Source organism: Acidisoma sp. C75 (assembly GCF_054665095.1).
On record NZ_BAAFHD010000007.1, the window covers coordinates 178658 to 204405 of the forward strand.

Annotated in this window: 22 protein-coding genes and 1 pseudogene; 8 read left to right on the top strand and 15 right to left on the bottom strand. The window is 69.0% G+C overall.

Going from position 1 to position 25748, the window contains the following annotated elements:
• Nucleotides 1–2 precede the first annotated feature (2 nt).
• Both ACYQ7X_RS11310 and ACYQ7X_RS11315 read left to right on the top strand, forming a co-directional pair.
• Nucleotides 3–707 (top strand): CoA transferase subunit A, encoded by a 705-nt coding sequence (locus ACYQ7X_RS11310; RefSeq protein ID WP_459697184.1) that lies wholly within the window; start codon nucleotides 3–5, stop codon nucleotides 705–707.
• A gap of 113 nt (nucleotides 708–820) precedes the next feature.
• Nucleotides 821–1471 (top strand): CoA transferase subunit B, encoded by a 651-nt coding sequence (locus ACYQ7X_RS11315; protein ID WP_459697128.1) that lies wholly within the window; start codon nucleotides 821–823, stop codon nucleotides 1469–1471.
• A 28-nt stretch (nucleotides 1472–1499) separates the two neighbouring features.
• Here the strand turns inward: ACYQ7X_RS11315 and ACYQ7X_RS11320 are convergent, their stop codons facing one another.
• Nucleotides 1500–2738 (bottom strand): MFS transporter, encoded by a 1239-nt coding sequence (locus ACYQ7X_RS11320; protein ID WP_459697129.1) that lies wholly within the window; start codon nucleotides 2736–2738, stop codon nucleotides 1500–1502.
• 222 nt (nucleotides 2739–2960) lie between these two features.
• Here ACYQ7X_RS11320 and ACYQ7X_RS11325 point away from each other — a divergent pair, with 222 nt between their 5' ends.
• A complete protein-coding gene (locus ACYQ7X_RS11325; protein ID WP_459697130.1) occupies nucleotides 2961–3842 on the top strand; it encodes an EamA family transporter in 882 nt (293 codons plus the stop codon).
• Here the strand turns inward: ACYQ7X_RS11325 and ACYQ7X_RS11330 are convergent.
• On the bottom strand, nucleotides 3829–4512 hold the full coding sequence (locus ACYQ7X_RS11330; RefSeq protein ID WP_459697131.1) for a glutathione S-transferase: 684 nt from the start codon (nucleotides 4510–4512) through the stop codon (nucleotides 3829–3831). The genes ACYQ7X_RS11325 and ACYQ7X_RS11330 overlap by 14 nt on opposite strands.
• A 272-nt stretch (nucleotides 4513–4784) precedes the next feature.
• On the opposite strand from ACYQ7X_RS11330, the gene ACYQ7X_RS11335 reads away from it, so the two are divergent.
• The 3 genes from ACYQ7X_RS11335 to ACYQ7X_RS11345 are packed head-to-tail and all read left to right on the top strand — an operon-like array spanning nucleotide 4785 to nucleotide 8020.
• On the top strand, nucleotides 4785–5282 hold the full coding sequence (locus ACYQ7X_RS11335; protein ID WP_459697132.1) for a MarR family winged helix-turn-helix transcriptional regulator: 498 nt from the start codon (nucleotides 4785–4787) through the stop codon (nucleotides 5280–5282).
• Nucleotides 5279–6424: an HlyD family secretion protein gene (locus ACYQ7X_RS11340; RefSeq protein WP_459697133.1), complete on the top strand. Its 1146-nt coding sequence runs from the start codon at nucleotides 5279–5281 to the stop codon at nucleotides 6422–6424. Before ACYQ7X_RS11335 ends, ACYQ7X_RS11340 begins: the two co-directional genes overlap by 4 nt.
• 21 nt (nucleotides 6425–6445) lie before the next feature.
• Nucleotides 6446–8020 carry a DHA2 family efflux MFS transporter permease subunit gene (locus ACYQ7X_RS11345; protein ID WP_459697134.1) on the top strand — a complete coding sequence of 525 codons (1575 nt, stop codon included), beginning with the start codon at nucleotides 6446–6448 and terminating at the stop codon, nucleotides 8018–8020.
• Nucleotides 8021–8032: 12 nt separating this feature from the next.
• Here ACYQ7X_RS11345 and ACYQ7X_RS11350 read toward each other — a convergent pair whose 3' ends face one another.
• Complete coding sequence (locus ACYQ7X_RS11350; protein WP_459697135.1) at nucleotides 8033–8431, bottom strand: VOC family protein; 399 nt, start codon at nucleotides 8429–8431, stop codon at nucleotides 8033–8035.
• Nucleotides 8432–8537: 106 nt separating this feature from the next.
• Here ACYQ7X_RS11350 and ACYQ7X_RS11355 point away from each other — a divergent pair.
• Nucleotides 8538–9083 (top strand): annotated as a pseudogene (locus tag ACYQ7X_RS11355) (helix-turn-helix transcriptional regulator); the annotation flags it as partial.
• Between the two features lie 156 nt (nucleotides 9084–9239).
• Here ACYQ7X_RS11355 and ACYQ7X_RS11360 read toward each other — a convergent pair.
• From ACYQ7X_RS11360 to ACYQ7X_RS11370, 3 genes are all read right to left on the bottom strand, one after another.
• Entirely contained in the window at nucleotides 9240–10472 is a 1233-nt protein-coding gene (locus ACYQ7X_RS11360) for an MFS transporter (RefSeq protein ID WP_459697136.1), read from the bottom strand.
• 73 nt (nucleotides 10473–10545) lie between these two features.
• A complete protein-coding gene (locus ACYQ7X_RS11365) occupies nucleotides 10546–11319 on the bottom strand; it encodes a ferredoxin--NADP reductase (RefSeq protein WP_459697137.1) in 774 nt (257 codons plus the stop codon).
• 98 nt (nucleotides 11320–11417) lie between these two features.
• Nucleotides 11418–13739 (bottom strand): D-tagatose-bisphosphate aldolase, class II, non-catalytic subunit, encoded by a 2322-nt coding sequence (locus ACYQ7X_RS11370; protein WP_459697138.1) that lies wholly within the window; start codon nucleotides 13737–13739, stop codon nucleotides 11418–11420.
• Between the two features lie 90 nt (nucleotides 13740–13829).
• Between ACYQ7X_RS11370 and msrA the strand changes: the two genes are divergently transcribed.
• Nucleotides 13830–14378 (top strand): peptide-methionine (S)-S-oxide reductase MsrA, encoded by a 549-nt coding sequence (msrA, locus tag ACYQ7X_RS11375; protein WP_459697139.1) that lies wholly within the window; start codon nucleotides 13830–13832, stop codon nucleotides 14376–14378.
• 20 nt (nucleotides 14379–14398) lie between these two features.
• Here the strand turns inward: msrA and ACYQ7X_RS11380 are convergent, their stop codons facing one another.
• The 9 genes from ACYQ7X_RS11380 to ACYQ7X_RS11420 form a co-directional block, all read right to left on the bottom strand.
• Nucleotides 14399–15895 (bottom strand): ATP-binding response regulator, encoded by a 1497-nt coding sequence (locus ACYQ7X_RS11380; protein WP_459697140.1) that lies wholly within the window; start codon nucleotides 15893–15895, stop codon nucleotides 14399–14401.
• Between the two features lie 5 nt (nucleotides 15896–15900).
• The gene (locus tag ACYQ7X_RS11385) at nucleotides 15901–17652 is read right to left on the bottom strand and encodes a response regulator (protein WP_459697141.1); all 1752 of its coding nucleotides are present in this window, start codon (nucleotides 17650–17652) and stop codon (nucleotides 15901–15903) included.
• The gene (gene cheB / locus ACYQ7X_RS11390; RefSeq protein WP_459697142.1) at nucleotides 17649–18725 is read right to left on the bottom strand and encodes a chemotaxis-specific protein-glutamate methyltransferase CheB; all 1077 of its coding nucleotides are present in this window, start codon (nucleotides 18723–18725) and stop codon (nucleotides 17649–17651) included. The genes ACYQ7X_RS11385 and cheB overlap by 4 nt, the downstream gene beginning before the upstream one ends.
• Nucleotides 18722–20893, bottom strand: coding sequence for a hybrid sensor histidine kinase/response regulator (locus ACYQ7X_RS11395; protein ID WP_459697143.1), 2172 nt, complete (start codon nucleotides 20891–20893; stop codon nucleotides 18722–18724). Before ACYQ7X_RS11395 ends, cheB begins: the two co-directional genes overlap by 4 nt.
• A 20-nt stretch (nucleotides 20894–20913) precedes the next feature.
• Nucleotides 20914–22620, bottom strand: a complete 1707-nt coding sequence (locus ACYQ7X_RS11400) for a methyl-accepting chemotaxis protein (RefSeq protein ID WP_459697144.1) — start codon at nucleotides 22618–22620, stop codon at nucleotides 20914–20916.
• A gap of 79 nt (nucleotides 22621–22699) precedes the next feature.
• Nucleotides 22700–23206, bottom strand: coding sequence for a chemotaxis protein CheW (locus ACYQ7X_RS11405; RefSeq protein WP_459697145.1), 507 nt, complete (start codon nucleotides 23204–23206; stop codon nucleotides 22700–22702).
• Nucleotides 23196–24782: a CheR family methyltransferase gene (locus ACYQ7X_RS11410; protein ID WP_459697146.1), complete on the bottom strand. Its 1587-nt coding sequence runs from the start codon at nucleotides 24780–24782 to the stop codon at nucleotides 23196–23198. The genes ACYQ7X_RS11405 and ACYQ7X_RS11410 overlap by 11 nt, the downstream gene beginning before the upstream one ends.
• A complete protein-coding gene (locus ACYQ7X_RS11415) occupies nucleotides 24782–25324 on the bottom strand; it encodes a chemotaxis protein CheW (protein WP_459697147.1) in 543 nt (180 codons plus the stop codon). Before ACYQ7X_RS11415 ends, ACYQ7X_RS11410 begins: the two co-directional genes overlap by 1 nt.
• Nucleotides 25325–25395: 71 nt before the next feature.
• Nucleotides 25396–25626 carry a hypothetical protein gene (locus ACYQ7X_RS11420; RefSeq protein ID WP_459697148.1) on the bottom strand — a complete coding sequence of 77 codons (231 nt, stop codon included), beginning with the start codon at nucleotides 25624–25626 and terminating at the stop codon, nucleotides 25396–25398.
• Nucleotides 25627–25748: the final 122 nt, after the last annotated feature.

Consider the following 25748-nt stretch of genomic DNA (forward strand, 5'->3'; position numbering starts at 1 on the left):
CCTTGTCCAAAGTCTATGCAACGCCGGGCGAAGCCCTCGCCGGCCTGTTGAAGAACGACATGCTGATCCTCTCCGGCGGGTTTGGCCTTTGCGGCATCCCCGATGCGCTCATCGCCGCCATTCGGGAGGCGGGCGTCACGGGGCTCACCATCGTCTCCAACAATGCCGGGGTGGATGGCATCGGGCTCGGCGTGCTGCTGGAGACGAAGCAGGTGAAGAAGATGGTCTCCTCCTATGTGGGGGAGAACAAGCTCTTCATGCAGCAATATCTGGCGGGCGAACTCGAAATCGAATTCAACCCGCAAGGAACGCTGGCCGAGCGTATCCGCGCCGGCGGCGCCGGCATCCCCGCCTTCTTCACTCGTACGGGCTACGGCACGGCGGTGGCGGAGGGTAAGGAGACGCGGGAGTTCGACGGCCAGCATTACGTGATGGAGCGCGGCATCGTCGGCGATCTCGCCATCGTCCACGCCTGGAAGGGCGATACCGAGGGCAACCTCATCTACCGCAAGACGGCGCGCAACTTTAACCCGATGATGGCAATGGCGGCGAAAACGACGGTCTCCGAGGTCGAGGAACTGCACGAGCCAGGCAGCTTCGACCCCGATCACATCATCACTCCCGGCATCTTTGTGCAGCGTATCGTCAAGCTCGATCGGGTCGAGAAGCATATCGAGCAGCGCACCACCCGCCCGCGCGCTGCTTAATTATTCAAACCGTTGCCGGCCCTCTCCCCCACCCGGCCACCCACGCCAGTATGCTGAATGGCTGGCCGGGCGGGGGAGAGGGCCGGTGCCGACTTACCGAAGGGAATAACATCATGCCCTGGACACGCGACGAGATGGCGGCCCGCGCAGCGCGGGAGTTGCAGGACGGTTTCTACGTCAACCTCGGCATCGGCATCCCGACGCTGGTGGCGAATTTCATCCCGCCCGGCATGAAGATCGTGCTGCATAGCGAGAACGGCATGCTCGGCATGGGACCCTTTCCATATGAGGGCGAGGAGGATGCCGACCTCATCAACGCCGGCAAGCAGACGGTGACGGAACTGCCGACGACGAGCTTCTTCGACAGTGCCGAGAGCTTCGCCATGATCCGCGGCGGGCATATCAACCTCTCGATCCTCGGCGCGCTGCAAGTCGCCGAGAACGGAGACCTCGCGAACTGGATGGTGCCGGGCAAGATGGTCAAAGGCATGGGGGGTGCAATGGATCTCGTCGCCGGCGTCAAGCGGGTCGTCGTGCTCATGGAGCATACGGCGAAGGGTGAGCCCAAGATCCTCCGCCAATGCACCCTGCCGCTCACCGGCAAGGGTGTCGTCGATCTCATCGTGACCGATCTCGGCGTGTTCGATGTGGCGCGCCCGGGGCTGACGCTGGTCGATATCGCGCCGGGCGTCACGGTCGAGGAGATCCGCGCCAAGACCGAAGCGCCGTTCGAGGTGCATCGGAACCTCGCCGCCGCCGCCTGAACCTGAGGGCGCCGGCCAGCCGGCACCCTCACCCCGGCCGCTGCCGAAGGCGCCACAATCCGAGACTGACGGAGAGGCCGAGCAGGATCGCGCCGCCCGTCAGGCTCGCCATGGCGGCGAAGAGGCCGAACCGATCCGCGACCGCGCCTAAGCCCAGCACCAGGCCGAGATTGCCGAGATAGCCCGCGATATAGCTGTAGGAGACGAAGGCGGCCCGGCCCTGCGGCGGCGCGCTGTGGCTGGCGAGCGCCGCCGCGCCGCAGAAGATGCTGCCATAGCCGAAGCCGGTGAAGAGCGCGCCCGCGTAGAAGAGCCAGGGCCGGGCGGTGAGCGCGGCGAGGGTTGCAAGGATGAGGCCGAGGATCGTCAGCCCGACGCCGCCCGGCACCGTCCTGCCCGGGGGCCAGCCGCGGGCCGCGAACTGCATGCTGCCGGCGACGATCTGAAAGATCGCGACCGTCATCGCCGCTTCGGCGGCATTGTGAATATGGGCGAGTTGGCGGGCGAAGATCGCGCCGAGCGCCAGGAAGCTGCCGCCCACCATCCAGGCCGTCATCATCGCGCCGCAGGCGAGGAGGAAGGGAAGCCCTGCCTCGCGCAGCAGGCTGGAAGCACGCGGCCGCGCTTGGGCGGCGGCGGAAGGATGCAGCATGGCGGGCGCTACATCCGGCGGCGCCCAGGGGGCCAGGCGCAGCAGCGGGATCAGCGCCAGCGAGCCGAGCGCCAGCAGCACGAAGGGCGAGACCATCGGCGCCAGGCGAAGCTGCAGCAGGATCGCCGTCAGGATGATGCCGGCGGTGATCCCGGCCGTCACCGCGACCGTCATCACCGTGCCGGCGCGCATCCGGTCCCGCGCCGGGTCGAGTTCGATCAGCGCCGCGGTCGCCGGGCCCATCAGACAGCCGGAGGCGGTGCCGGACAGCAGCCGGCCGAGCAGCAGCAGCGGGACGGAGCCGGCCAAGGCCATCAGCACCGCGCCGGCAATGACGAAGAGCAGGCCCACATAGAGAATCCGCCGCCGATCCGCCAGGCGGTCGGAGAGCGCGCCGAGCAGGAGCAGCGCCGCGACCGTGCCGACCGAGTAGGCGGCGTAAATCGCGGTCAGCCCGAAATGGTCGATCCGGTAATGCGCCGCATAGAGGCCGTAGATCGGCGATGGCGCGCTGCTTCCCACCATCGCGGCGGCGACCGCCGCCAGCACCGCGCCACGCGCCAGCCGATAAGATGCCAGGGGTGTCGGGCCTGCCTGCCTTGGAGAGATGGTCATCAAGCCCTTCTGACGCGGATCGGTCTCGCGCCCCAGGCTGAACCGAGGGTAGCGCGGGGCGCAAGAGCCAGGGCCGCAAGAGCCGCATGCCGCGTGATGGGGGAGCGGGCGAGCTGCAGCCGCCCGGCCGGCGCGGCTGCCCCGGAGGTCCGCCGGATCATGCGGCTGGCGTGGCCGGTGGGCCTCGATGGGTCGGCCCGGGGAAAGCGGCTATCCTGCGCCATGGCGATCTTCTACGGGCTTCTTGCGGCACTGCTTTGGGGTGTGGGCGATCTGCTCTCCCGATTCTCGGCCCGCGGCCTCGGCCCTTGGCGCTCCGCCTTCTATGGCCAGATGCCGAGCCTGCTGCTGTTCTCCGCCCTTCTCGCCCTCAGCCACAGCGCCCGCGCCCAGGCCGCCGCCGCGCCGCCGGCCTTCTGGCTCCTCGGTCTCTGCGCCGCCTTGGGCAGCACCTTCGGCAATTTCAGCCTGACCCGCGGCCTCATCGCCGGTGCGATCACGCTGGTCGTGCCGGTTGCCGCGAGCTACGGCGCGGTCTCCGCTCTGCTCGCGGTGCTCACCGGCGAACGCCTCGCGCTGCCGGAGGCGGTCGGCATCGCGCTGACCGTGTTCGGGGTCGGGGCCGCGGCGCTCGGGCCACGCGCCGCGCGGCTGGAGGCCGGGCGCGGGCCCGCCAAGCCGCCCGCAGGCACAGGTGTGGGCTGGGCGATCGGCGCCGCGCTCGGTTATGGCGTCACCGTCTGGTTGCAGGGGCGCTACGTCGTCCCCTCCCTCGGCCCGGTCGCGGCACTCTGGATCGCGGCCCTCTCAGGCGTCTCCGTCACCTTCGCGCTCGCCAAAGCGCGGCGGCAGAACCTCGCGCCGCCGCCGCGGCGGCTGCTCGCCTTCACCTTCGGCTATGGCAGCCTGACCGCGCTTGCCTTCTACGCCCTCGGCCTCGGCCTGCAAACCGGCGCGGTCGCCATCGTCGCGGTGCTGAGCTCGCTCTGCAGCACCATCACCGCGATCCTCGGCTTCCTCCTGCTGCGGGAGCGGCTCTTGCCGCGGCAATGGCTCGGCGTCGGGCTGATCCTGGTGGGCGTGGTGCTGATCAACCTGCGCTAGCGGCAGCCGGGCGGAGCGACTCGTATTTCTCGATCTGCCATTGCTCGGGCTCGGCAAGCGCCGCCCTGTGCCAGGCCTCCATCAGCGGATGCGCCCGCACCGCCTGGCAATAGGCGCGGCTCGTCTCCGAAAGCTCGGGCTGATAGGTGAGAAAGCGGAAGACGACGGGCGCGAACATGATATCGGCGCCGGTAAAGCGCGGCCCGAAGAGATAGGGCCCGTCCGCGCCGAACTCCTCCCGCGCCTCCGCCCAGATCGCCTCGATCCGTGCGATATCGGCGAGCGCCCCTTCCGTCCGGCCGAGGCCCGCGTAATCTTCCCGCCCGAGGTTCATCGGCATCGCCCGCCGCACTTCGCCAAAGCCGGCATGCATTTCGGCTGCGACCGAGCGCGCCATCGCCCGCGCCCGGCGCTTCTTCGGCCACAGGGTGGAATCGAACTCGGCGCAATACTCGATGATGGCGAGGCTCTCCCAGATCCGCGCGCCATTATGTTCGAGATAGGGTGCGAGGCCGGTCGGTGTCTGGCTTTTCAGCGCCTCGGTATAGCCGCCGGCCAGCGGGATGACGACCTCGCGCACGTCGAGCCCGGCCAGCCGCACCGCGAGCCAGCCCCGCAGCGACCAGGAGGAATACCGCTTGGTGCCGATCACGATCTTGCCATCGCTCATCCCGAAAACACTCCCTCAGAGGTGGAACAGAGAGACCGGCCCGATCTCCCCGCCGGATGCAGACGCCCGCCAAAAGAGCGACCCTTGGGCCAGATCGCCGGCTGTGGGCGGACGAAGCGCCCGGCCCTTGGCTAGTGAGACGCGCAGGCCAGGCCGCGCGCAAGGCCCCGCCACGCATGGCCCTATCCGCCGCGCATTCATACGGCCGCGATAGACAGCTTATAACCTGATCTTATCTATGCGGATGATAAGCAGCGTTATAATTTCATGTGATGATCAAGGTCCAATTCGAAGAGGATCTGCTCTTTCTGTTGAGCGATACGGCGCGGCTGATCAGCACTTACGCCGATCGGATCGCCCGGCGCCATGGCCTGTCCAAGGCGCAATGGGCACTGATGATGCGCTTGGCGCGCCATCCCGGCCTCTCCCAGCGCGATCTCGCCCAGATGATGGAGGTGGAACCCATCACCGTCGGGCGGCTCGTCGATCGGCTGGAAGCGCATGGCCTGGTGGAGCGCCTGCCCGACGAGCAGGACAGGCGGATCTGGCGGTTGCACCTGCTGCCGGCAGCCGAGCCGCTGCTCGGTGAATTGGCCGAAAGACGGGCGGAGATCGCCGCGATGATCCTGAGCGGCATGGATGACGCGACGATCACGGCGGCGACCCGCGGCCTCTCCCTCATCAAATGCAACGTCACGGCGGCGCTCGGCCGGCCAGAGCCGCCCGCCGAGCTCGCTTCCCTCAGACCCAAAGCAACGGCCAAGGCATGAACCAGATTACCACGCGTGACCGGGTGACGGCGGATGCGAACAAGCCCGCCCAGCCCGAGACGGCAAGCCCGGCAGGGCAATCGAGCCAGGCCGCCCCCACCCCGCCCGCCCGGCGGCGACGGAACATCCTGCGGCCGATCCTCATGCTCGGCGGCATCGCCGTCGTCATCCTCGGTGTCGGCTATTACTGGCTGACCGGCGGCCGCTATGTCTCGACCGACGACAGCTACGTCGAGGCCGCGGAGGTCAACGCCACCACCGATGTCTCGGGGATCGTCGCCCAGGTCGCGGTGCATGAGGGCGAGCGCGTGCGGCAGGGGCAGGAGCTTTTCCGCCTGCGCCAGCACCACTATCGCATCATGCTGGATGGCGCCAAGGCGAAGCTCGCGCAGACGGCGGAAAGCCTTTCCGCCGAGAAGGAAGACTACCAGCGCATGCTCAAGGATGTCTCCACCCAGGAAGCGGTGGTGGCGGAGGACAAGTCGAACTTCGGCCGCTACGCTTCGCTCATCCATGGCGGCGGCGTCACGCGGGCCGAATATGACGATGCGAAATTCAAGCTCGATGCCGATCAGGCGCGTCTCGAATCCCTGCAGGCCCAGGCCAAGACGCAGCTCGCCAAGCTCGGGGGAGACATCAACCGGCCGATCGATCAGATGCCCGCCTATCAAAGCGCGGCCGCCGATGTGGCCGAAGCCCAGCGCCAGCTCAACCGCACCATCGTCTATGCCCCCTTCAACGGCATCGTGACGCGGGTGGAAGATCTCCAGCCGGGCCATTACCTCTCGGCCGCCGCCTCGGCTTTCGGCATCGTCTCGACCGACGATATCTGGGTCACCGCCCAGTTCAAGGAAACGCAGCTGACCTATGTGCGGGTTGGCCAGCCGGTGACGATCACGGTCGATACCTATCCGGGGCAGAACTGGACGGGCGTGGTGCAGAGCATCTCGCCCGCCACCGGCTCGCAATTCTCGCTGCTGCCGGCGGAGAACTCCTCCGGCAACTGGGTCAAGGTGGTGCAGCGTATCCCGGTGCGCATCAAGATCACCGGCGGGCCTCAGGATCTGCCGCTGCGCGCGGGCATGAGCGCCGAGGTCTCGGTCGATACCGGGCATCAGCGCCATCTGTCGGATTTGTTCTGAGGGAAGCGAAGGCACAAGGCCATGTCCGCCACCGCAGGAGCCGCGCCGCTCGCCCCGCTGCATGAGCGGATCACCCCGCTCACCCGCACCATCGTCACCATCTGCGTGATGCTGGCGACGCTGATGCAGGCGCTGGACAGCACCATCGCCAATGTCGCGCTGCCCTATATGCAAGGCACGCTCTCGGCCAATTCCGACCAGATCAACTGGGTGCTGACCTCCTACGTGATCGCCGCGGCGATCATGACGGCGCCGGTCGGCTGGCTTGCCGCGCGCTTCGGGCCGAAGAACGTGCTCGCCGTCAGCCTCATCGGGTTTACCGTCACCTCGATGCTCTGCGGGATCGCCGGCACGATCGGCGAGATGGTGATCTTCCGCTTTCTGCAGGGGGTATTCGGCGCGGCGCTCGTCCCTCTCTCGCAGTCCACGCTGCTCAACATCTACCCGGTGGAAAAGCGCGGGGGCGCGATGTCCATCTGGGGCATGGGGGTGATGCTGGGGCCGATCCTCGGCCCCACGCTCGGCGGCTACCTCACCGATCTCTACAACTGGCGCTACGTCTTCTTCGTCAACCTCCCCTTCGGTATCGCGGCGACCCTCGGCGTCCTCTTCTTCATGCATAACGACAAGGTGGCGCAAACCCCGCGCTTCGACTGGACGGGCTTTGCGATCCTCGGCATCGCGCTCGCCGGGCTGCAGCTCGCCCTCGATCGCGGCGAGACCAAGGACTGGTTCGGATCGGACGAGATCATCGCCGAGGCGATCATCGCAGCCCTCGGCTTCTACCTCTTTCTCGTGCATATGCTGACGACGGAGCGGCCGCTCTTGCCCAAGACGATCTTCGCCGACCGGAACATGTTGAGCGGTATCCTCATGATGTTCCTGGTCGGGCTCGTGCTGCTCTCCAGCTCCGCCCTGCTCGCGCCCTATCTTCAGAAGCTCTCGGGCTATTCGGTGCGGGATGCCGGGCTCGAAATGGCGCCGCGCGGCTTCGGCACCATGGCGGTGATGCTGATCTCCGGGCGGCTCGGCACCAAGGTCGATGTCCGGCTGCAGATGTTCGTGGGCATCGCGCTGCTCATCCTCTCTCTCTACTGGATGACGCTATGGACCCCGGATGTCTCCTCCGCCTGGATCCTCACCGTCATCATCGTGCAGGGCGCGGGGCTCGGCCTCGTATTCATGCCGCTCCAGCTCATCGCCTTCGCGACCCTGGAGCCGCGCTTCCGCAGCGATGGCGCGGCCGCGATGAGCCTCACCCGCAATGTCGGCATGGCGATCGGCACCTCCGTCAGCTCCGCGATCGTGACGCAGATGACGCAGTACGAGCATGCCGTGCTCTCCTACTTCGTGCAGCCCTTCGCGCATGTCTTCACGAGCGACAGCTTCCGCTTCGTCGCGCCGAGCACGGCGGCGGGGGCGGAAATGATGAACCAGATGATCGACCGGCAGGCCAACATCATCGGCTATGGCGACGCCTTCAAGGCGCTGATGCTGAGTTCGGTGCCCTGCTTCTTCCTGCTCCTCCTGATGCGCAAGCCGAAGGCGGTGCCGGCGAAGAAGGAGCCGGGCGAAGTGCATGTCGCGATGGATTAATTCGCTTTCCCGTTAGCGCTCCGCGAAGCGCGCCCGGGCAGCCTCCGTCGATGGCGTGAAAAGCCCGACGAGCGTACCCTCCGGGTCGCGCAACTGGCAGGCGCGGTTGCCCCAAGGCATCAACTTCGGCGGGCAGACAATCTCGGCCTGGCCGGCGAGGCGGGCGAAGTCCGCATCCACATCCGCGACGCGGAATTCGATGATGGCGCTGCGATTGGCGGCGGGCTCGGCACTTCCCGCGGCAAAGAGGGCGACTGTGGCGGCGCTGCCGATAGCAAGCGTCGCCCCCTCCAGGATGATTTCGGCGAATTCCGGCGAGAGCCATGTGGCGGCAACACCTGTCACGTGCTCGTAAAAGCCCACCATGGCCGCGACATCGCAGGCGATCAGTCGGGTGGATGCGAATTTCATGGCGTTCTCTCCTGGGCCCCGCCCGGCCCGATGCCCGGCGTCTGCGGCGGAAGCCTTGTCGCACAGCCCTGCTGACAGCATTCTGTCAGCAGGAGGGCCGCACGCCATGCGCCGCGCCGACAGGCTGTTCCAGATCATCCAGATTCTCCGCCGCTCGGCCCGGCCGGTTACCGCCGCGGCGCTCGCCGCCGAGCTGGAGGTCACGCCCCGCACGGTCTATCGCGATATCGCCGCCCTTATCGGCGAGCGAGTGCCGGTCTCGGGCGCGGCAGGCTTCGGCTATGTCCTGTCCGAAGAGTACGACATGCCGCCGCTGATGCTCACCCCGGCCGAGATCGAGGCCGTAGTGCTGGGCGCGCAATGGGTCGCTCACCGCGGAGACCGGACACTGGCGCTCGCCGCGCGCGATCTCCTCGCCAAGGTCGCCGCCGCCGTGCCGGAAGGGCTGCGGCCCTATATCGAAACGCCAAGCCTCGGTCTGCGCCCGGAGCCGCCGCTGCCGGAGGATGCGGTCGATCTCGCAGCCCTCCGCGGCGCGATCCGCGACGGACGGAAGCTCGCGCTCCGTTATCGCAGTGAAGCCGGAGAGGAGACGGCGCGGACCATCTGGCCCGTCATTCTCGGCTATGCCGAGACGAGGCGCATCCTCGTCGCCTGGTGCGAGTTGCGCGGCGATTTCCGCCATTTTCGCACAGACCGCATCCTCGACGTGGCAGAGACGGGGACCGCGGCCGGCCTCGCTCCGGGAGAGCTGCGCCGCCGCTGGCAGCGCTGGCGGGAAGCGCAGGTGGCAAGCCCCTGCGGTGGCTCAGCCTTGCGGCAGCGGCTCGATGCGGCTGAGCCGCCAGGAGAGGTAGAGCCCGGCAAGCACCAGCGCACTCGTCATGCCGACAACGCCGTTCCAGCCGAAACGCTGCATGAAGACGCCGCCCAGCGTGCCGATGATGCTTGCCCCCATGTAGTAGAAGAAGAGGTAAAGGGAGGAGGCCTGCGCTTTGGAATGCCGCGCCCGCATGCCAACCCAGCCGCTGGCGATGGAATGGCTGCCGAAAAAACCGAAAGTCACGAGCACGACGCCCAGGATGACGCTCGCGACGCTTTCCGTCTCGGTCAGGGCGATGCCGAGGAGCATGATGACGAAGCCGACCCAGAGCACGCGGCGCCGGCCCAGCCGGTTGCCGAGGCTGCCCATCCAGGCCGAGCTGAAGATGCCGATGACATAGGCTGAGAAGATGAGGCCGACCGCAGCCTGACTGAGGTTGAATGGGGGGGCAAGCAGCCGGAAGCCGAGATAGTTGTAGATCGCGATGAAGCCGCCCATCAGCAGGAAGGCTTCGGCGAACAGCATCTGCATCGCGCGGTCGCGCAGATGGGCGAGGAAGGCACCGCCAAGCGTTTCCAGCGAGAGGCGACGGGGGCTGAAATACCGCGACGGCGGCAGGATGCGCCAGAAGATGAAGGCGCCGATGAAAGAGACGCAGCCCACCAACAGCATGGCGCTGCGCCAGCCGATGTGCCCCACGAGCACGCCGATGACGAGCCGCCCGGACATGCCGCCGAAGGCATTGCCGCCGATATAGAGGCCCATCGAGAGCCCGGTGGAGCGCGGATGGATCTCTTCCGCCACATAGGCCATGGCAACCGCCGGCAGGCCGCTGAGCGTGATGCCCATGAGCGCGCGGATCACGAGAAACTGCCACCAGAGCGGCACGACCGCCGAGACGATCATCAGCGCCGAGGAGGCGAGCACGGAGGCCACCATCATCGGTTTGCGGCCGATCGTCTCGGAAACGGTGCTGGCGCCCAGCATGCAAACAGCCATGAAGAGGCCGGTGAGTGACAGGGCCAGGCTAGACTGCGCCTCGCTGAGATCGAACTGACGGGCGAAGACCGGCAGCAGGGGCTGGATCGAATAGAGCAGCGCAAAGGTCGAGAAGCCGGCGGTGGCGAGCGCCGCCTGCGTGAGCAGGAAGGCGGCGGTGCCCTGCTCTATCTTGCCGTCCGCGGGCGCGGGGCGCCCTGCCGCGCCGCCCCCGGCCATCAGGCCGCGGCCTTGGGATCTGGCCCGGCCGCCTGGCCGACCGCAGCGGGGGGAAGCCGATCAGCGCGCATCACTACTTTTCGACGAAAGCCTTCTCGACGACGAATTCGGCCGGCTGGGCATGGCTGCCTTCCGCGAACCCGGCGCCGCGCAGCCAGGCGGTCATATCCGCCAGCATCTCCGGGCTGCCGCAGAGCATGAAGCGGTCATCCGCGGTGGTGATCGGCGGCAGGCCCAGCTCGGCGGCGACGGTGCCCTGGCCGATGAGGTCGGTCAGCCGGCCACGGTTGCGGAAGGGTTCGCGCGTCACCGTCGGGTAGTACAGCAGCTTGCCGCGCAGGATGTCGCCGAGCAGTTCGTCGTTCGGCAGATGCGTCTGGATGTAATCGGCGTAGGCGAGTTCCGCCACCTGCCGCACACCATGGCAGAGCACGACATGCTCGAACCGCTCATAGATGTCCGGGTCCTTGATGATCGCCATGAAGGGGGCGAGGCCGGTGCCGGTGCCGAGCAGATAGAGGTTCTTGCCCGGTAGGAGGCTATCGGCCACCAGCGTGCCGACCGGCTTGCGGCCGACGAGGACGGTATCGCCTTCCTTGAGATGCTGCAGCCGGGAGGTCAGCGGCCCGTCAGGCACCTTGATCGAGAGGAATTCGAGCCCTTCCTCGTAATTGGCGCTGGCCAGGCTGTAGGCCCGCATCAGCGGCTTGCCCTCAACCTCCAGCCCGATCATCGTGAATTGGCCGTTGATGAAGCGGAAGCTCGGGTCGCGCGTCGTCTGGAAACTGAAAAGCCGGTCGGTCCAATGATGGACGCTGGTAACCGTTTCCGTATTGAAGGCAGACATTCCGCCGCGATTCCTCTGGCTTGTGGGTGTCGCTCGCACAGCGCGATGGCAATAAAGCATGGCGGGACGGTCCCGCCATGGCTCATGTTGCAGCGCAGCTATCGCGCGGTGCAAGCCGCCGCATAGTCGCGCAGCACATCCCGCACCGCTTCGAGGGCGAGCGCGGGTGCCGCCGGCGCCAGCCTGCCCGCGGCCACGCGCGTATAGAGGCGGGGCAGGAACTGGCTGATCAGCGGCTCCGGGATCGTCACCTGCTCGAGCCGCGCGAAGAGGCGGGAAACGGCGGCCACCGCCTCCGGCTCCGGCCAGTAGTAGCGGATGCGGTCGCTATAGCTGTAGTGGCGCAGGATACGGAGCGACGCAGGATTGCCATGGTAATGGGCGCGCCAATGCTCCGGCCGCAGCAGCATCAGCCGCTCCATCACCTGCGGCAGCGGTTCGACCTCGGGGTCGATCTCGGGGGCGATCACCGCGGCGATCTCATCGAGGGCGTAGAGCGCTTCGCGCAGCGCGAAGGTGAGCGAAGGTCCGACCTTGAGGATCGGGAAGCCGTCCCGCACCAGGTTCCGCAGCGCCTCGGCCGATTGGTAATCCGTCGCATGCGCCTCGAAGATGAGGCCCGGCAGGGAGCCCAGCGCAGCCGTCAGCGCGCTGGCGGCTTCCGGCACGTAGCGCGTGACGCTCTCATTGCCATGCTCCACCCCGGGCTGGACGACGAGCGCCACCACCCGATCGAGCATCCCGGCGAGGCCATGGGCGGTGAACACCTCCCGATGCACCGCATAGGTGGCGAGCGGCGCTTCAGGCGCCGTCACCTCGGTTTCGGGCACCGCTTCCAGCGCGCCGCCCGGCGTCGGCACCTCGGTGCCGATGATGTAGTAAGGGCGGGTGCCGATTTCGGCGGCGACCCGCTCGGCCACCTGGGCGAGGCGCGCGGCGCGCTCCGCCACCAGCGCATCGGGGAGCGCGGGGGCTTCGCCAGCGCAGCCCATCGAGGCGTCGAGATGCACCTTGAGGAAGCCCGCGCGGAGGAAAGCCTCCACCATCGTCTCGGCTTCCGCCATCGCCTCTTCCGCCGGCAGCGCCTTCCAGGGATTGGGGCCGAGATGATCGCCACCGAGGATGATCCGCTCCACCGGCAGGCCCACCCGCTCGGCGATACCGAAGACGAAGGCCCGGAAATCCGCGGGCGTCATGCCGGTATAGCCACCCTGGTGGTTCACCTGGTTGCAGGTCGCCTCGATCAGCGCGGGGCCACCATCCTCCAGCGCCTGAAGCAGCGCCGCCTCGATCACCACCGGATGGGCGGAGCAGACCGAGGTGATGCCGAAGGGCCGGCCGGCCGCGCGGGCGGGGGCGAGATCGGCGAGAATATCGGCCGCGACCGTCCGCGGTGCCGGCGGGCGCGTCTGGCCACGGGCATGGGGCTGGGATGACCCCGCCTCCGGCAGGCCGCGCCGCTGCGCCAGGATGAAGGCGTCGAGCTCGGCGAAGGACGCGGTGCCCTCCATCGGGCCGCGGCGCGTGACCGCGAGCGCCCCGGAAGCGGCGGCATAGCGCAGCGATTCAGAGACGCTCCGCCCCTGCAGCCGGCAGGTGATGAAGGTGGCGCCGAAACAATCTCCCGCGCCGGTCGGGTCCATCTCCTCCACATGGAAGGCCGGCTGGTGGCGATGTTCCCGCCCGTCGTGATAGGCCGCGCCCTCGATCCCGTTCTTGATGACGATCGCGGAGACGCCATGGCCGAGGATCTCGGCGATCGCCCCGCCCTCGGTCTGCGCCTCGGTGAGCAGGGTAAGCTCTGTCCCGGAGGGCAGGAAGATGTCGCAGGCGCGCAGCATGAAGGTCAGCGCCTCCCGCATGCCGGGCAGGTGCAGCATCTCCTTGCGGCTATTGGGATCGAAGGAGACGGTGCCGCCCTGGCCCTTGATGATGGCGATCGCCCGCTTGGTCTCCTCGATGATGCGCGGGGAGGCGAGCGAGGAACCCATGATATGGAGGTGGCTGCTGCGCTGGAGCAGGGCGAGCGCGGCATCCGTGAGGCTCGTCTGGCCGGAGGCGCTGTGGCGGATGTTATAGACGAAGTCGCGCTCGCCATTCGGCCGGTAGCGGACGAAGGCGCTGCCGGTGGCATAGGCGGGATCGACCGCGATCGCGCTTACATCCACGCCATCGGCGCGCAGCCGCTCGATATTGACGGCGGCGAAATCATCCTCGCCGACGCAGCTGATGATCCCGCAGGGAAAGCCGAGCTTGCCGACCTGATCGATGAAGATCGCGGTGGCGCCGCTCGGGAAGGGGCCGACCAGGCTGATGGGCTCGCGAAAGCCGTGGCCGGGCTCGGTCGCCATGATCTCCGCCAGGATCTCTCCGATCGTGACGATGCCGCCCGGTCCTGCCGGCCTCTCTGCCTGATCCATCCGCCTTCCTCTTGCCCCCTGCCCTCTGTTCTGGTCGTGTAGCCGTGCCGATATGCTTTTCCGCACATTTGGTCAAAAGTGGAGACAAAGATGGCGCTCGCAACGGCGATCCTCGGTGGAGGATGTTTTTGGTGCACCGAGGCGGTATTCAAGGAGCTGGCCGGCGTTCAGGGCGTCAAATCCGGCTATGCCGGCGGCAGCCTCGCCAATCCCAGCTATGAGGCGGTCTGCACCGGCCGCACCGGCCATGCCGAGGTGATCGCCGTGACGTACGATCCGGCGGTGATTTCCTACGCCGACCTGCTCCGCGTTTTCTTCGCGACGCATGACCCGACGACGCTCAACCGCCAGGGAAACGACGTCGGCACCCAGTACCGCTCGACCATCATGCCGGCGACGGCGGAAGAGGAGGCGACGGCCAGGGCGGTGATGGCCGAGATCGAGGAGCGGAACGCCTGGGGCGCGCCGCTGGTGACGACGATCGAGCCGAACGCGACCTTCTACCCGGCCGAGGATTATCACGACGATTACTTCGCCCGGAACCCGAATGCCGGCTATTGCCGCGTCATCATCGCGCCGAAGGTCGCGAAGATGCGAAAGGAATTCATCGACCGGCTGAAGAAGCCGGCCGCCGCGTAAGCGCCGCTCCCGCTCCGCTCCTAAATTCCACCCCCGATATCCGCGCCATCCGGCGCGCGGGGGAGGATGATCTCGACCGTCGTGCCCCCGCCCGGCGGGCAGATGACGCGCGCGATGCCGCCCGCCTGCTGGGCGAGGCCATAGACCATCGAGAGGCCGAGCCCGGTGCCCTTGCCGACCGGCTTGGTGGTGAAGAAGGGCTCGAACACCCGGGCGATGACCTCCGGCGGAATGCCCGGCCCCGAATCCCGCACGCCGAGGATGACGTATTCCCCCGGCGTCAGATCGACATCATCCTCGGCGCCGACGCAGAGGTTGCCGGTGCGAAAGACGAGGCTCCCCTCGCCCTCCATCGCGTCGCGCGCATTGATGCAGAGGTTGAGAAGCGCCAGTTCCAGCTGGTCAGGGTCCACATGCGCGGCCCAGAGATCGGGGGCGAGTTCGTGGCGCACCGAGATGCCCGCGCCGATGCTGCGCAGCACGAGATCCTCCATCTCGCGGATGACCTCATTGGCATCGACCGAGCGCATCGCGAGGTCACGCTGCCGGCTGAAGGTCAGCAGCCGCTGGGTCAGCGCCGTGCCGCGCTCGGCCGCCATGGTGGCGTTCTCCAGCAGGCGGCGCAGGCGCGGATCGCCCTGCGCCCCCCGCAGCGCGAGTTCGAGGCTGCCGAGGATCGCCGTCAGCAGATTGTTGAAATCATGCGCGACGCCCCCGGCCATGGTGCCGAGCGCCTGCATCTTCTCCGCCTGATGCAGCCGGTTCTCCATGGCGCGCCGGTCCGTCACGTCATGCTCCAGCACGGCGAGGTAGCGGGGGCGGCCATCGGGGCCCGGGATCGGCACGCGGGTGACGCTGACGAAGCGGGGCACGCCGCCCTGGTTGCGCTCCTCCAGCATCTCGGTCGCCCGCCCGGCGGCGAAAGCCTCCGCCTCGGCCATCGTCAGCCGCGCCACCTCCGGGCCCGGCGGCAGCAGGTCCTGCTCCCGCAGCCGCAGGCAGGCGCCTGGCGGGCGGCCGAGACTATCCGCCTTGACGTGATTGATACGAACGAAACGCCCTTCCGTGTCCTTGAAGGAGAGCGCATCCTGGCTCCCCGTCATGAGGCCGCGGAGCAGCGCCTGCTCTTCCGCGAGGCTCCGCCTCAGCCAGCACTGCTCATGGGCATTGCCGACGACGCTGATGAGCAGCGCCGGCTCCCAGGGCTTCTGCATATAGGCCGAGATCCGGCCGTTGTTGACCGCGTTGACCACCGCACCGAGATCGGCATAGCCGGTCAGCAGGATGGTCTGCGCATCCGAGATTTCCCGCGCCTTGGAGAGGAAGACGTCGCCCGTCATCTCGGGCATCCGCTGGTCGGAGAGGATCACCGAGATGCGCGGCTCCTCGGCGAGGATTTCGAGCCCCGCCTGGGCGGAGACCGCGCTCCAGACGTCGTAATCGTCTTCCAGAAGATCGCGGAGCGCCGTGAGGATCTCGGGCTCATCATCGACGATGAGGATCATACCGCGGTTCACGCCCATCATGCTCCCTCGCGGCCAGCCGCCGCCGTTGCGCCCACCGCCTCCCCGGTATCCTGCCTGATCGGCACGGCGATCCGGAAGCAGGCGCCGCCGAGCGCCGAGCTGCCGATGGAGACGCTGCCGCCATGCGCCTGTACCACGGTATAGGCAATGGCGAGGCCGAGGCCCGTGCCGGTGCCGATCGGCTTGGTCGTGAAGAACGGCTCGAAAATCCGCTCCTGCAGGTCGGCCGGCACGCCGGCTCCCGAATCCTCGATGGCGATGACGTAGCTGCCATCCTCGACCGAGAGCGCGATGGCGATCTGCCCGGGCCCCTCGATGGCATCGGCGGCGTTGCTGACGATATTCATGACCACCTGATTGAAGAGGGAAGGCGAGCACCACAAGGTGGGCGGCGCATCATATCGCCGCGTCACGCTGACGCGCTCGCCCAGTTTCGGGCCGAGCAGGGTCACGATCGTGTCAATCGATTCATAGACATCGACCGATTGGAACCCGCCCTCCTCCATGCGGGAGAATTGCCGCAGGTTGCGCACCAGATCGCGGATGCGCTGCAGGCCGGCGCCCATGGCGATCGCCCTGTCCCGCGCTTTGACGATCCGGCGCCGCGCCTCCTCCCCTGCCACCGCCTCGGGCGCGATGCGGTCCAGTTCGCGCTGCACCGTCGCCTGATGGGCGAGGATGAAGGCGAGTGGATTGTTGATCTCATGCGCAATGCCGGCCACGAGTTCGCCGAGCGATGCCATCTTGGCCGCCTGCACGAGCTTGGCCTGCGCCTCGATCAACTTCTCGTTGGCGGCGGCGAGTTCGGCATTGGCGCTCGTCAGGGCTTCCGCCATGCGCGCCCGCTCGGCGGTGATCGCATGCTCCTGCCGCTCCGCCTCCGCCTCCTGCATTTCGTCCAGCATCAGCTTGCGGCGGACGATGGCGCGGAGCCGCGCGCGCAGAAGCGTCGCGTCGCCGAGTTGCGGGATGAACTCGTCGAGCCCGGCCTCGAAAGCGCGGGAGAGCTCGTCCTTCGGCAGCGCGCCGCCGCGTTCGAGCCCGACCAGGAGGAAGGGTGCCACGCCGCGCGGCCCCGGGCCCCCGGCACGGCGCAGCGCGCGCAGCCGGCGGCACACCGCCTCGCTCGCGAAATGGCGGGCCGGCAGGCCGATGATGACGCAATCGACCGGCTCGGCCGGGTCCATCACCGCTGCCTCGGCCGCGGCGGCGTCCGCCGCCTGGCGCACGCGGTAGCCCTCGCGTTCGAGGGATGCGCCCTGTTCGGCCCGGGCCGCGGCATCATCGTCGAGCAGCAGGAAGCGCACCCGACGGAAATGCGGCGTCTCCCCGCCCGCCTCCTCGGCATGCGCCGGGCGCTGGCGGAGGAGCGCGCGGATGCGCAGGATCATGAAATCCGGGTCCGCCCCTTTCGAGACATAGGCATCCGCCCCGCTTTCCAGCCCCTCGCGCTCGGTCTCCGCGGCGGAAGCCTCCGTCAGCATCAGGAGCGGGATCGAGCGGGTGCGCGCATTGAGGCGGAGCTGGCGCGAAAGCTCACCGCCGCTCATGCCGGGGAGATGGAAATCCGCGATGATGAGATCGGGCAGCCGGGCATTGAGCTGATCGAGCGCCGCCTCGGCCGAGGCCGCGCGCTCCACCTGAAAGCCATGGCCTTCCAGCATGCGGCGGATGAGGATCGCCTGGGTTTCGGAATCCTCGACGACGAGGAGGCTCGCCCCCCGCGTGGGCTCGGGCTCGCGGATCATGGCCGCGCCCCGGCGGCCGCCCGGCGCAGCGCGTCGGCGATGCGGTCGAGCGGCAGGGCGAGGCTCGCGGCGCCGATCCGCATGGCCGAGGCCGGCATGCCATAGACCACGGCGGTGGTTTCATCCTCGGTGATGGTCAGCGCGCCCGCCCGGCGCATGGCGAGCAGCCCGTCCGCCCCGTCCTCGCCCATGCCGGTCAGCAGAATGCCGAGCGCGCGCGGGCCGCAGACCTGGGCGAGGCTGTTGAAGAGCACGCTGCCGGAGGGCCGCTGGCTATGCACCGGCGGCTCCCGCCCCAGCCGCAGCGCCCCATCGGGCCCGAGGGTGAGGTGGGCGTCTCCCGGGGCGATATAGACATGGCCGGGCATGGGGGACTGGCCGGCCTCGGCCAGGCGCACGCGCATCGGCACGATACCGTCCAGCCAGGTGGCGAAGCCCGGCATGAAGGCCGCGCCCATATGCTGGACGACGAGCAGGGGCAGCGGAAAATCCGCGGGCAGATCGGCGAGCAGCCGGGCGAGCGCCGGCGGCCCGCCGGTCGAGGTAACGATGGCGGCGATGCGCGGCGGCGCCGGCTCCGGCGCGCGGCCCGCCGCCATCTGCGCCGCCGCCCGGGCCGCCACCGGCCGCTGGCGGATGACCGGCACCTGGCTCATGATGAGCAGCTGGGTGCGGATCGTCTCGGCGATCTGCGCATGCGCCGCATGGGCGAAGCCCGGCGGCTTTTCGACCACCGAGAGCGCGCCCGAGCGCAGCGCATTCATCGAAATCTGCAGCGAGCGATCCTCCACCGCATCGGCGATGACGACGATCGGCGTCGGCTGGCGGGACATGATGATGCGCGTCGCCTCCAGCCCGTCCATGCCGGGCAGGCGGATATCCATCGAGATGACATCGGGCTTGAGCCGCGGCAGCATCTCGATCGCCGCCTCGCCCGAGGGGCAGACGGCGCAGACTTCGAGGCGCGGATCGGCCCCGATGATGAGGCGCAGCAGGCTTTGCACCACGAGGCTGTCTTCCACCACCATCACCCGCACGGGGCGATGCGGCGGCGGGGTGAGGCTGGCTGTCATAAAAGCCGGCCGATGGTGGCCAGCAGCTCCTGCTGGTCGAAGCTCTGCTTGGCGATGTAGGCGCTGGCGCCAAGTTCCAGGCCGCGGCGCACATCGCCCGCGGTATCACGCGATGTCATGATGATCACCGGAATGCGGCAGAGCCTGGGATCGTCCTTCATCGTCGTCAGCAAGGTGAAACCATCCATGCGCGGCATTTCGACATCGGCGAGCACCAGGTCAATCTCCTCCGCTGTGGCTTCCCCTAGATCGGTGGGCGGCGCGGCTTGGGAAGAGGCGCGGAGGATTTCCAGCGCCTCCACGCCATCCACCGCCACGCGTACTTTATAGCCCTGGGCTTCGAGGATGGATTTTTCCAGCGTGCGGCTGGTGATCGAATCATCGACGACGAGGATGGTACGCGCCGATGCCGCCGTCTGCGGCCAAGGCTCGGGCCCCGCGCCCTCGCCGCCGGCTTCGCCCTCGCCTTCCGCCGCCCCGCCCCAGCCGCCCCGCCTTTGCCAGCGCGCGAAGATGCCGTCCGGCGAGAGCAGTGCCGCCGGCCGCTCGCTCGTCACCATCACGAGGCCGGAGACGAGATCGGGCTCGGTGCCCACAAGCTCGGCGCGGTGGGTGAGGAAGCGCCGCACATCCTCGAACTCATCGACCGCGAGCGCCAGCCGCTGGCCGAAAACGCTGCCGCGGATGACGGCGAGCTTCGCCATGCCGTCGGCTGCCGGCAGGCGCGGCCCCGCCATGCCGAGCAGCGCGCCGAGCACGGCGACCGGGGCGCGCGGCGCATCCTCAGCCTCGGCGATGCGCACGCACATCTGCCCGGCCACGGGCTGGATCGCGCCGAGCGGCACGCGCAACAGCCGGATCACGCTGCCGGCGGGCAGCGCCACGGTCGCATCCTCGAACCGCAGCAGCACCGCGCTCTGGCGGGAGAGCAGCAGCGGCACGGTGATCTCGACGGCGGTGCCATAGGCCGCCCTGTCCTCGGCGAAGCGCATGCGCACCTCGCCGCCGAAGGCGCGCGCCGCCTCCGCCACGATCGAGAGGCCCATGCCACGCCCGGAGAGCGCGCCGACATCGGCCCGCGTCGAAAGCCCGGCCTCGAACACCAGGGCGAGGATTCGCTCGGCCGCTGCGCTTTCCGCCTCGGCCGGGGAGAGCAGTCCGCGCTCCACCGCCCGGGCGCGGATCGCCGCGAGATCGGGCCCCGGGCCGTCATCACTCACCGTCAGCTTCAGCGAGCCGCCGCCGCCGCGCACGCTGAGCAGGATGCGCGTGGCCGGTGGCAGCCCCCGCGCGCGGCGGCGGGCGGGGGGCTCGGCCCCGTGGCTCACCGCATTGCGCAGCAGCTGCATCACCGGATCTTTCAGCGCCTGGAGCAGCCGGCGATCCGCCGAGAGGCCGAGGCCGAGAAATTCCGTCTCGACCGCGAGCCCCTCGTCGCGCGCGAGTTCGCGCACCACGCGGGCCATCGGCCCGAAGACGGTCTCCGCCGCGACCAGGCTGAGGCGATAGACATCGTCGCGCACGCGCCGGAAGCTCTGGCCGAGGGTGAAGGCGCCGTCCTGCACCTCGTGCCGCAGCCCGGCGACCTGGCGGGCAAGATCGGCGATGGTGCCGTGCGGCGCCGGGCCCGGCAGGCGGCGCACCGCCTCGATCGCCGCTTCGAGGCCCTGCACCCGCTGCGCGAGGCGCCCCTGACGCTCAATCGCCTGGGCGAGCGTGCCGGTCGCGATCACCAGATCGGTGATCTGCGCGGCATCGATCGGCAGATAGCCGAAGGAATGCTCGTTGGGCTCGGGGTTTGGGGCACCTGCCGCCGCCGGCCGGGCCTCGCCCGTGCCGAGCCCCGCGGCGATCGCCGTTTCCAGCCGGTCGAGGGCGGCTTCCATCGCACCGTCCCACCCCGGGGGCAGGGTGCCGCCGGCCTCGATGACGCTCGCCATCTCGTTTTCCAGGGCATGCGCCAGCCGCTCAGCCTCGTCGAGATCGACGGCGCGGGCAGCCCCTTTCAGCGAATGCAGCCGGCGGAACAGCTCGCGCAGGTCGGGCTGCTGCCCCTGCCGGGCCGCGGCGATGCCGAGGCGCACCGCCACCAGATGGTCGCGATATTCGACCTCGAAGGCGGCGAGCAATTCCTGGCGCAGATCGGCGGGGCTCGGGGGCGGCGGCATCGGCGCGCGTCAGCCCGCGATCAGATCTTGTAGCGATCGCCGAGGATGACGAGCTGCCCCGCGAGCTCCGCCAGGCTGCCGGCGGCGATCTCCAATTCCCGCGTGCCGGCCGCCGTCTGCTGGCTCGCCTGGCGGATGTTCTGCAAGGCGCCCATCACCTGCTCGATGCCGATCTGATGCTGGTTGGTGGAGGCGACGATCTGCTGGAAGGTCTGCACGCTTTCCTGGACGCTCGCGGTGATCGCCTCGATCGTCCGCTCCGTCACGTCCGACCGCTCCCGCCCGACGGCGACGCGCTTGACCGCCTCCTCCGTCATCATCACCGAGGCGTTGATGCCGCGCTGGATCTCACCCAAGATGGAGCGGACCTGCACCGTCGCCTGCTTGGCCTGATCGGCCAGCACCTTGAGTTCGGAAGCGACGACGGCGAAGCTGCGCCCGTTCTCGCCCGCCGCCGCCGCCTCGATCGCGGCATTGAGGGCGAGCAGATGCGCGCGTTCGGAAATGTCGTTCACCGTCGCGATGATCTCGCCGATCACCTGCGTCTTTTCGCTCAGCGCCACGATATTGGTCGCCACCACCTCGCCCTGGTCGCGGATCGCATCCATGGCGCGCGCGGCGTCCGAGACGGCGCGCAGCCCATTGGCGCTCGTCTGCACCGCCTGCTGCGCCACCTGGATCACCTCCTGCGCCCGCATGGTGATGCGCGCGCCGGAATGGGTGATCTCATCCGCCGTCGCCGCGGTTTCCTGCAAAGCCGCGAGCTGCTGCTCCACGCTCGCCGCCTGCTCCTGGGTGGAGGCGCGGATTTGCGCGGCGGAAGCGTTGAGCGTCGTCGTCAATTCCCGGCTCTGCGCTGTCACCTGCTTCAGGCTCGCCGCCATCCCGTTGAGCGTCGCGGCGAGGCGGCCGAGCTCGTCCCGCCCGATCTTGAGCGGCTCGCCGGTGAGATCGCCACGGCCGACCCGGTCGGCGAAGGCGGTGAAAGCTTCCAGCGGCCGGATGATCGAGCGCAGGATGAGCCAGGCGATGCCGATGAGCAGCACCACCGCCGCCAGCAGCGCGATGACGAGGACCGAGCGTGCCTCGCCATAGAGCTGGGAGATGAAACCGAGCCCCGCTCCGCTGCCGGAGGCGAGAGCTTCCTCCACCTGGCCCAGGGTCTTGCCGAGCTCGATATTGTCGTTCACGAGCTTCGGCTCGGCCGCGAGCACCTGGGCGAGCGAGCCGCCCCCCTGGATGACATTCAACTGAGTCGCGGCATCGGTGCGCAGCATGTTCCACTGCACCTGGGCCTGCTGCAGCAGACCGGTGACGCTATGCCAGGTATCGGCCCGGGTCAGGCTCTGCGCGGTCAGCGCCGCCTGCTCATAGGCGGTGGTGACGGCGATCGCGCGGGCGATCTCGCCCGAGAGCCGGTCGGACAGGGCTTTCCAATGGGTCGCGTCGTCGGCCATCCCGCCGAGGCCATAGGCATCCGAAGGCGCAGTATTGCCGCCATCGTGTTGCAGCATGAAATCCATCAGCACGGCGCGCCGCGCATCGAGCAGGCTGACCTGGCTCTGCACGATCTGCTGCAGCGCGCGATAGGCGGTGATGTCGTGATCGACGATCGTGACGGTCGAATCCCGCACGGCGCCGATCTGGCTGAGGGCGAAAAGCCCGACCCCCACGAGCAACAGGATACTGACGAGGAAGCCAAGGAAGAGGCGGGCGGCGATGGTCACGCGCGAGGACTCCGCAGATCGAGGGTCGGGGGGAAGGCCAGGAAAGTCGCGGCGTGCAAGGCGACGGGCGCGCGCGCTCTCATGGCACGGCACCGAGGCGCTGACGCCATGCAGCGAGGTCGAGCAGGGTGACGGGGCGGCCCTCGAAGTCGAGACCGGCCGGCCCCTCGGGCAGGCTGAACCGGCCGAGCACCGTATCCGCCGCGAGCGCGAGAGCGGGTGCCGCCTGGGCGAGGAGGATAAGGTGGCGGGCATCCCCCCTGCCCGCACCCTCCGCCGCATCGCGCCCGCCGCTCGCCGCTCCCAGAAGGGTGGCGAGATGCAGCACCGAGTAGAACCGCCCGCCCCGGCCGATGACGCCGAGGCAGGCAGGCTGTCGGTTAGGCAGGCGGGCACAGCCGAGGAAGGGCGTAACCGCCTCCACCGCGGCAAGGTCGATCCCGGCGATCATGCCCCCCGCCTCGGCCAGCAGCAGGTGGCGGAGCGGCTGGTCCGCAGCTGCCGCGCGGCCGCGCCCGCCGCGGGCGGCGAGTGCGGCCATGCGGGCCGCAAGGATCGCCTCGATCCGGGCCTGTTCATCGGGCATCGGCAGCAGCCCCTCCCGGCCCGTTCCGCAGCGCCCGGCGCCGCCCGGCCATGCTGCCCAGCCGCTCCATCAAGCCGCGCGCCGTCAGCCCATCCCCGTCCGGCAGGCGCCGATCTTCAGGCAGAGCGGCGCAGAGCCGCTGCAGCTGGCCGAGCACCCGGGCGGCCTCTCCGCTCCGCCCCGCGGCACTCAACAGCAGGCCGAGGTGGTAATGCGCCATCACCATCTCCCCCGAGAGGTAAATCGCCCGGCGCAGCGCCGTCTCGGCCGCGCCCGCCCTCCCCGCCGCCTGCGCGATGACGCCATCGTAGAAGTGCAGGCGGGCATCGAGCGGATCTTGCCGCAGTGCCTCCGCCACCGCCGCCGCCGCCTCTGCCAGCCGCCCGGCATCGGCCAAGGCTTTGACGGTCGGGATCAGCGCGGCGGCGGAGGGCGCGGGGAGAGCCAGGCCCGTGCCCCGCGCGGCCATCGCGGCCGGAGGCTTGGCCGCCGGAGGCTCATCGCTCGGCCGTGGCGCAAGAGGGTTGTGAGCGGCGCTCGGGCCCACGGGCTGGGGCGGCGGCGGCCTGCCCGCGCGCGTTTCAGGGCAGGCGGCACCGCCGATCCCCACTCCCGCCGCCGGGCTGTTAGCGAAAGCGCTGGCACCGAAAGGACTGGCCTCGGGTTTATCCGCACCGGGCTTGTCGGCACCGGGCTTGCCGGCACCGGGGCGAAACGCGAGGGTGCCCGGCAATTCCACTACCGTCAGATCCGGCGGTAGGGTGGCGATCGCATCCGAATGGCCGACCATCAGCCAGCCTTGCGGCGCCAGGCAGCGCGAGAGCGCCATCAGCGTCCCGACGATGCGCTCGGTGCCGAAATAGATCAGCACGTTGCGGCAGAGGATGAGATCGAATTCCCGCCACAGGCCGGGCGCGCCGACCTTGGGCAGATCGAGCAGATTATGTCGCTCGAAGCGCACGCGCTGGCGATGGCGCGGCGCGATCTCCCAGCCGCGCGCGCCGGCGCGGACGAAATCGCGCGCCCGCTCCTCCGCCGGCACGCCGCGCAAGGCCCATTCGCCATAGGTGCCGGCCCGCGCCTGGGCCAAAGCGCGGCTGCTGATATCGGTCCCGATGATATCGATCGTCCAATTCTGCGCCGCTTGGCCGAGCACCCGTTCCAGCAAGATCGCCAGGCTGTACGCTTCCGCCCCGACCGAGCAGCCAGCGCTCCAGATCCGCAGGCGGCGCCGATCCGCTCCTTGCTCGATCAGCCGCGGAAGGATGACATCCCGAAGGGCGGAAACCTGCTCCTGATGGCGGAAGAAGAAGGTCTCGCCGATGGTGATTTCAGCTTCCAACTCCCGCCATTCCGCATCCCCGATACGGGGGCTGGCGAGCAGCTCCTGATAGCCCGCGAGATCCGCCATCTCGGTTGCGATGCGGCGGCGATGCAGCCGCTCGCACAAGAGCGGATCCTTGTCCCGGTAATAATCATGCCCGGTGCGGGCGATGATGGCTTGCTTAAGGGCGGCGAAGGCCTCCCGCTCGCTCTCGGTTGCCGGCAGCGCCTGGCCGCCTTCGGGCCGCGCCATCAGCCGCCTGCCTCGCCCGGCAGGGCGAAGGCGGCAAGCCGGGCAGCCGCCCGCGCCGCGAAGGCGGCCAGGCGCGCTTCCTCATGCGCGGCCAGCAAGCGCGGCAAGGCCACCAGCGGAATAAGCGCCCCCGCCTGCCGCACATCGCCCTCCACGCAATTGTTGAAGCTCGTCACCGCCGGCACCGGCTGATGCTCGGCCTCGGTGATATCGAGGACACGATCGACGAGGAAGGCGAGGCGCATCCGCTGATCCCGCCCGGGGATCAAAAGAAGGTGATGATAGAGCGGCGTGCCTTCCGCCGGGCCGATGAGCCCGAGCAGTTCGGCGATCGGCAGGACGAGGACGAGATCGGGGCCGAGATGAAAGGCGCCCCGCAGGATCGGCGGCGCCTCCGGCAAGCGGGTGAGGCGCGGCAGGGGCAGAACCTCGGCCACCTCCGCGCGGCGGATCGCGAGCGTCTGCCCCGCCACCCGGAATAGCAGAACCGGCAGTGCCGCCGCGGTCGGCTCAGGATCGGAGGAAGGCGGCACCGCGGACATGGCCGCATACTGCCACGGCCCGGCCGTCTCGTCCCGCGCCGTTTTCGCGCAGCCCGACCGGCGGCGAGCCGCTATTCGCCCGGCCGCTCGCCCTTCGGCTTGCGATGCGCCTGCTCGGAATGGAAGCGGTCGCTCGTCGGGTGCCCCTTCGGCTCGTCCTCTTCCGTCACCCGCTGTTCATCGTCCTGCGGTGTCGGCATCGGATCGGGCTCCCGCCCGACCGAGGGGGCGACCCCTTCTTCGCCCTTGCCCGGTCCCGCCTCGGCGGGCCTTGGTTCCTGCCTTGCCTTGTTCTCGGCCATTGCTACCTCCCTTGGCTTGCGCTGCGAGAGCGGGTTCCCGCCACCGCCAACTCTGCGACCGGATCCAGATGCGCGCTGATCCAAAACGCCCTCGTGCTGGGCAAGCGATCAGCATTGTTTGG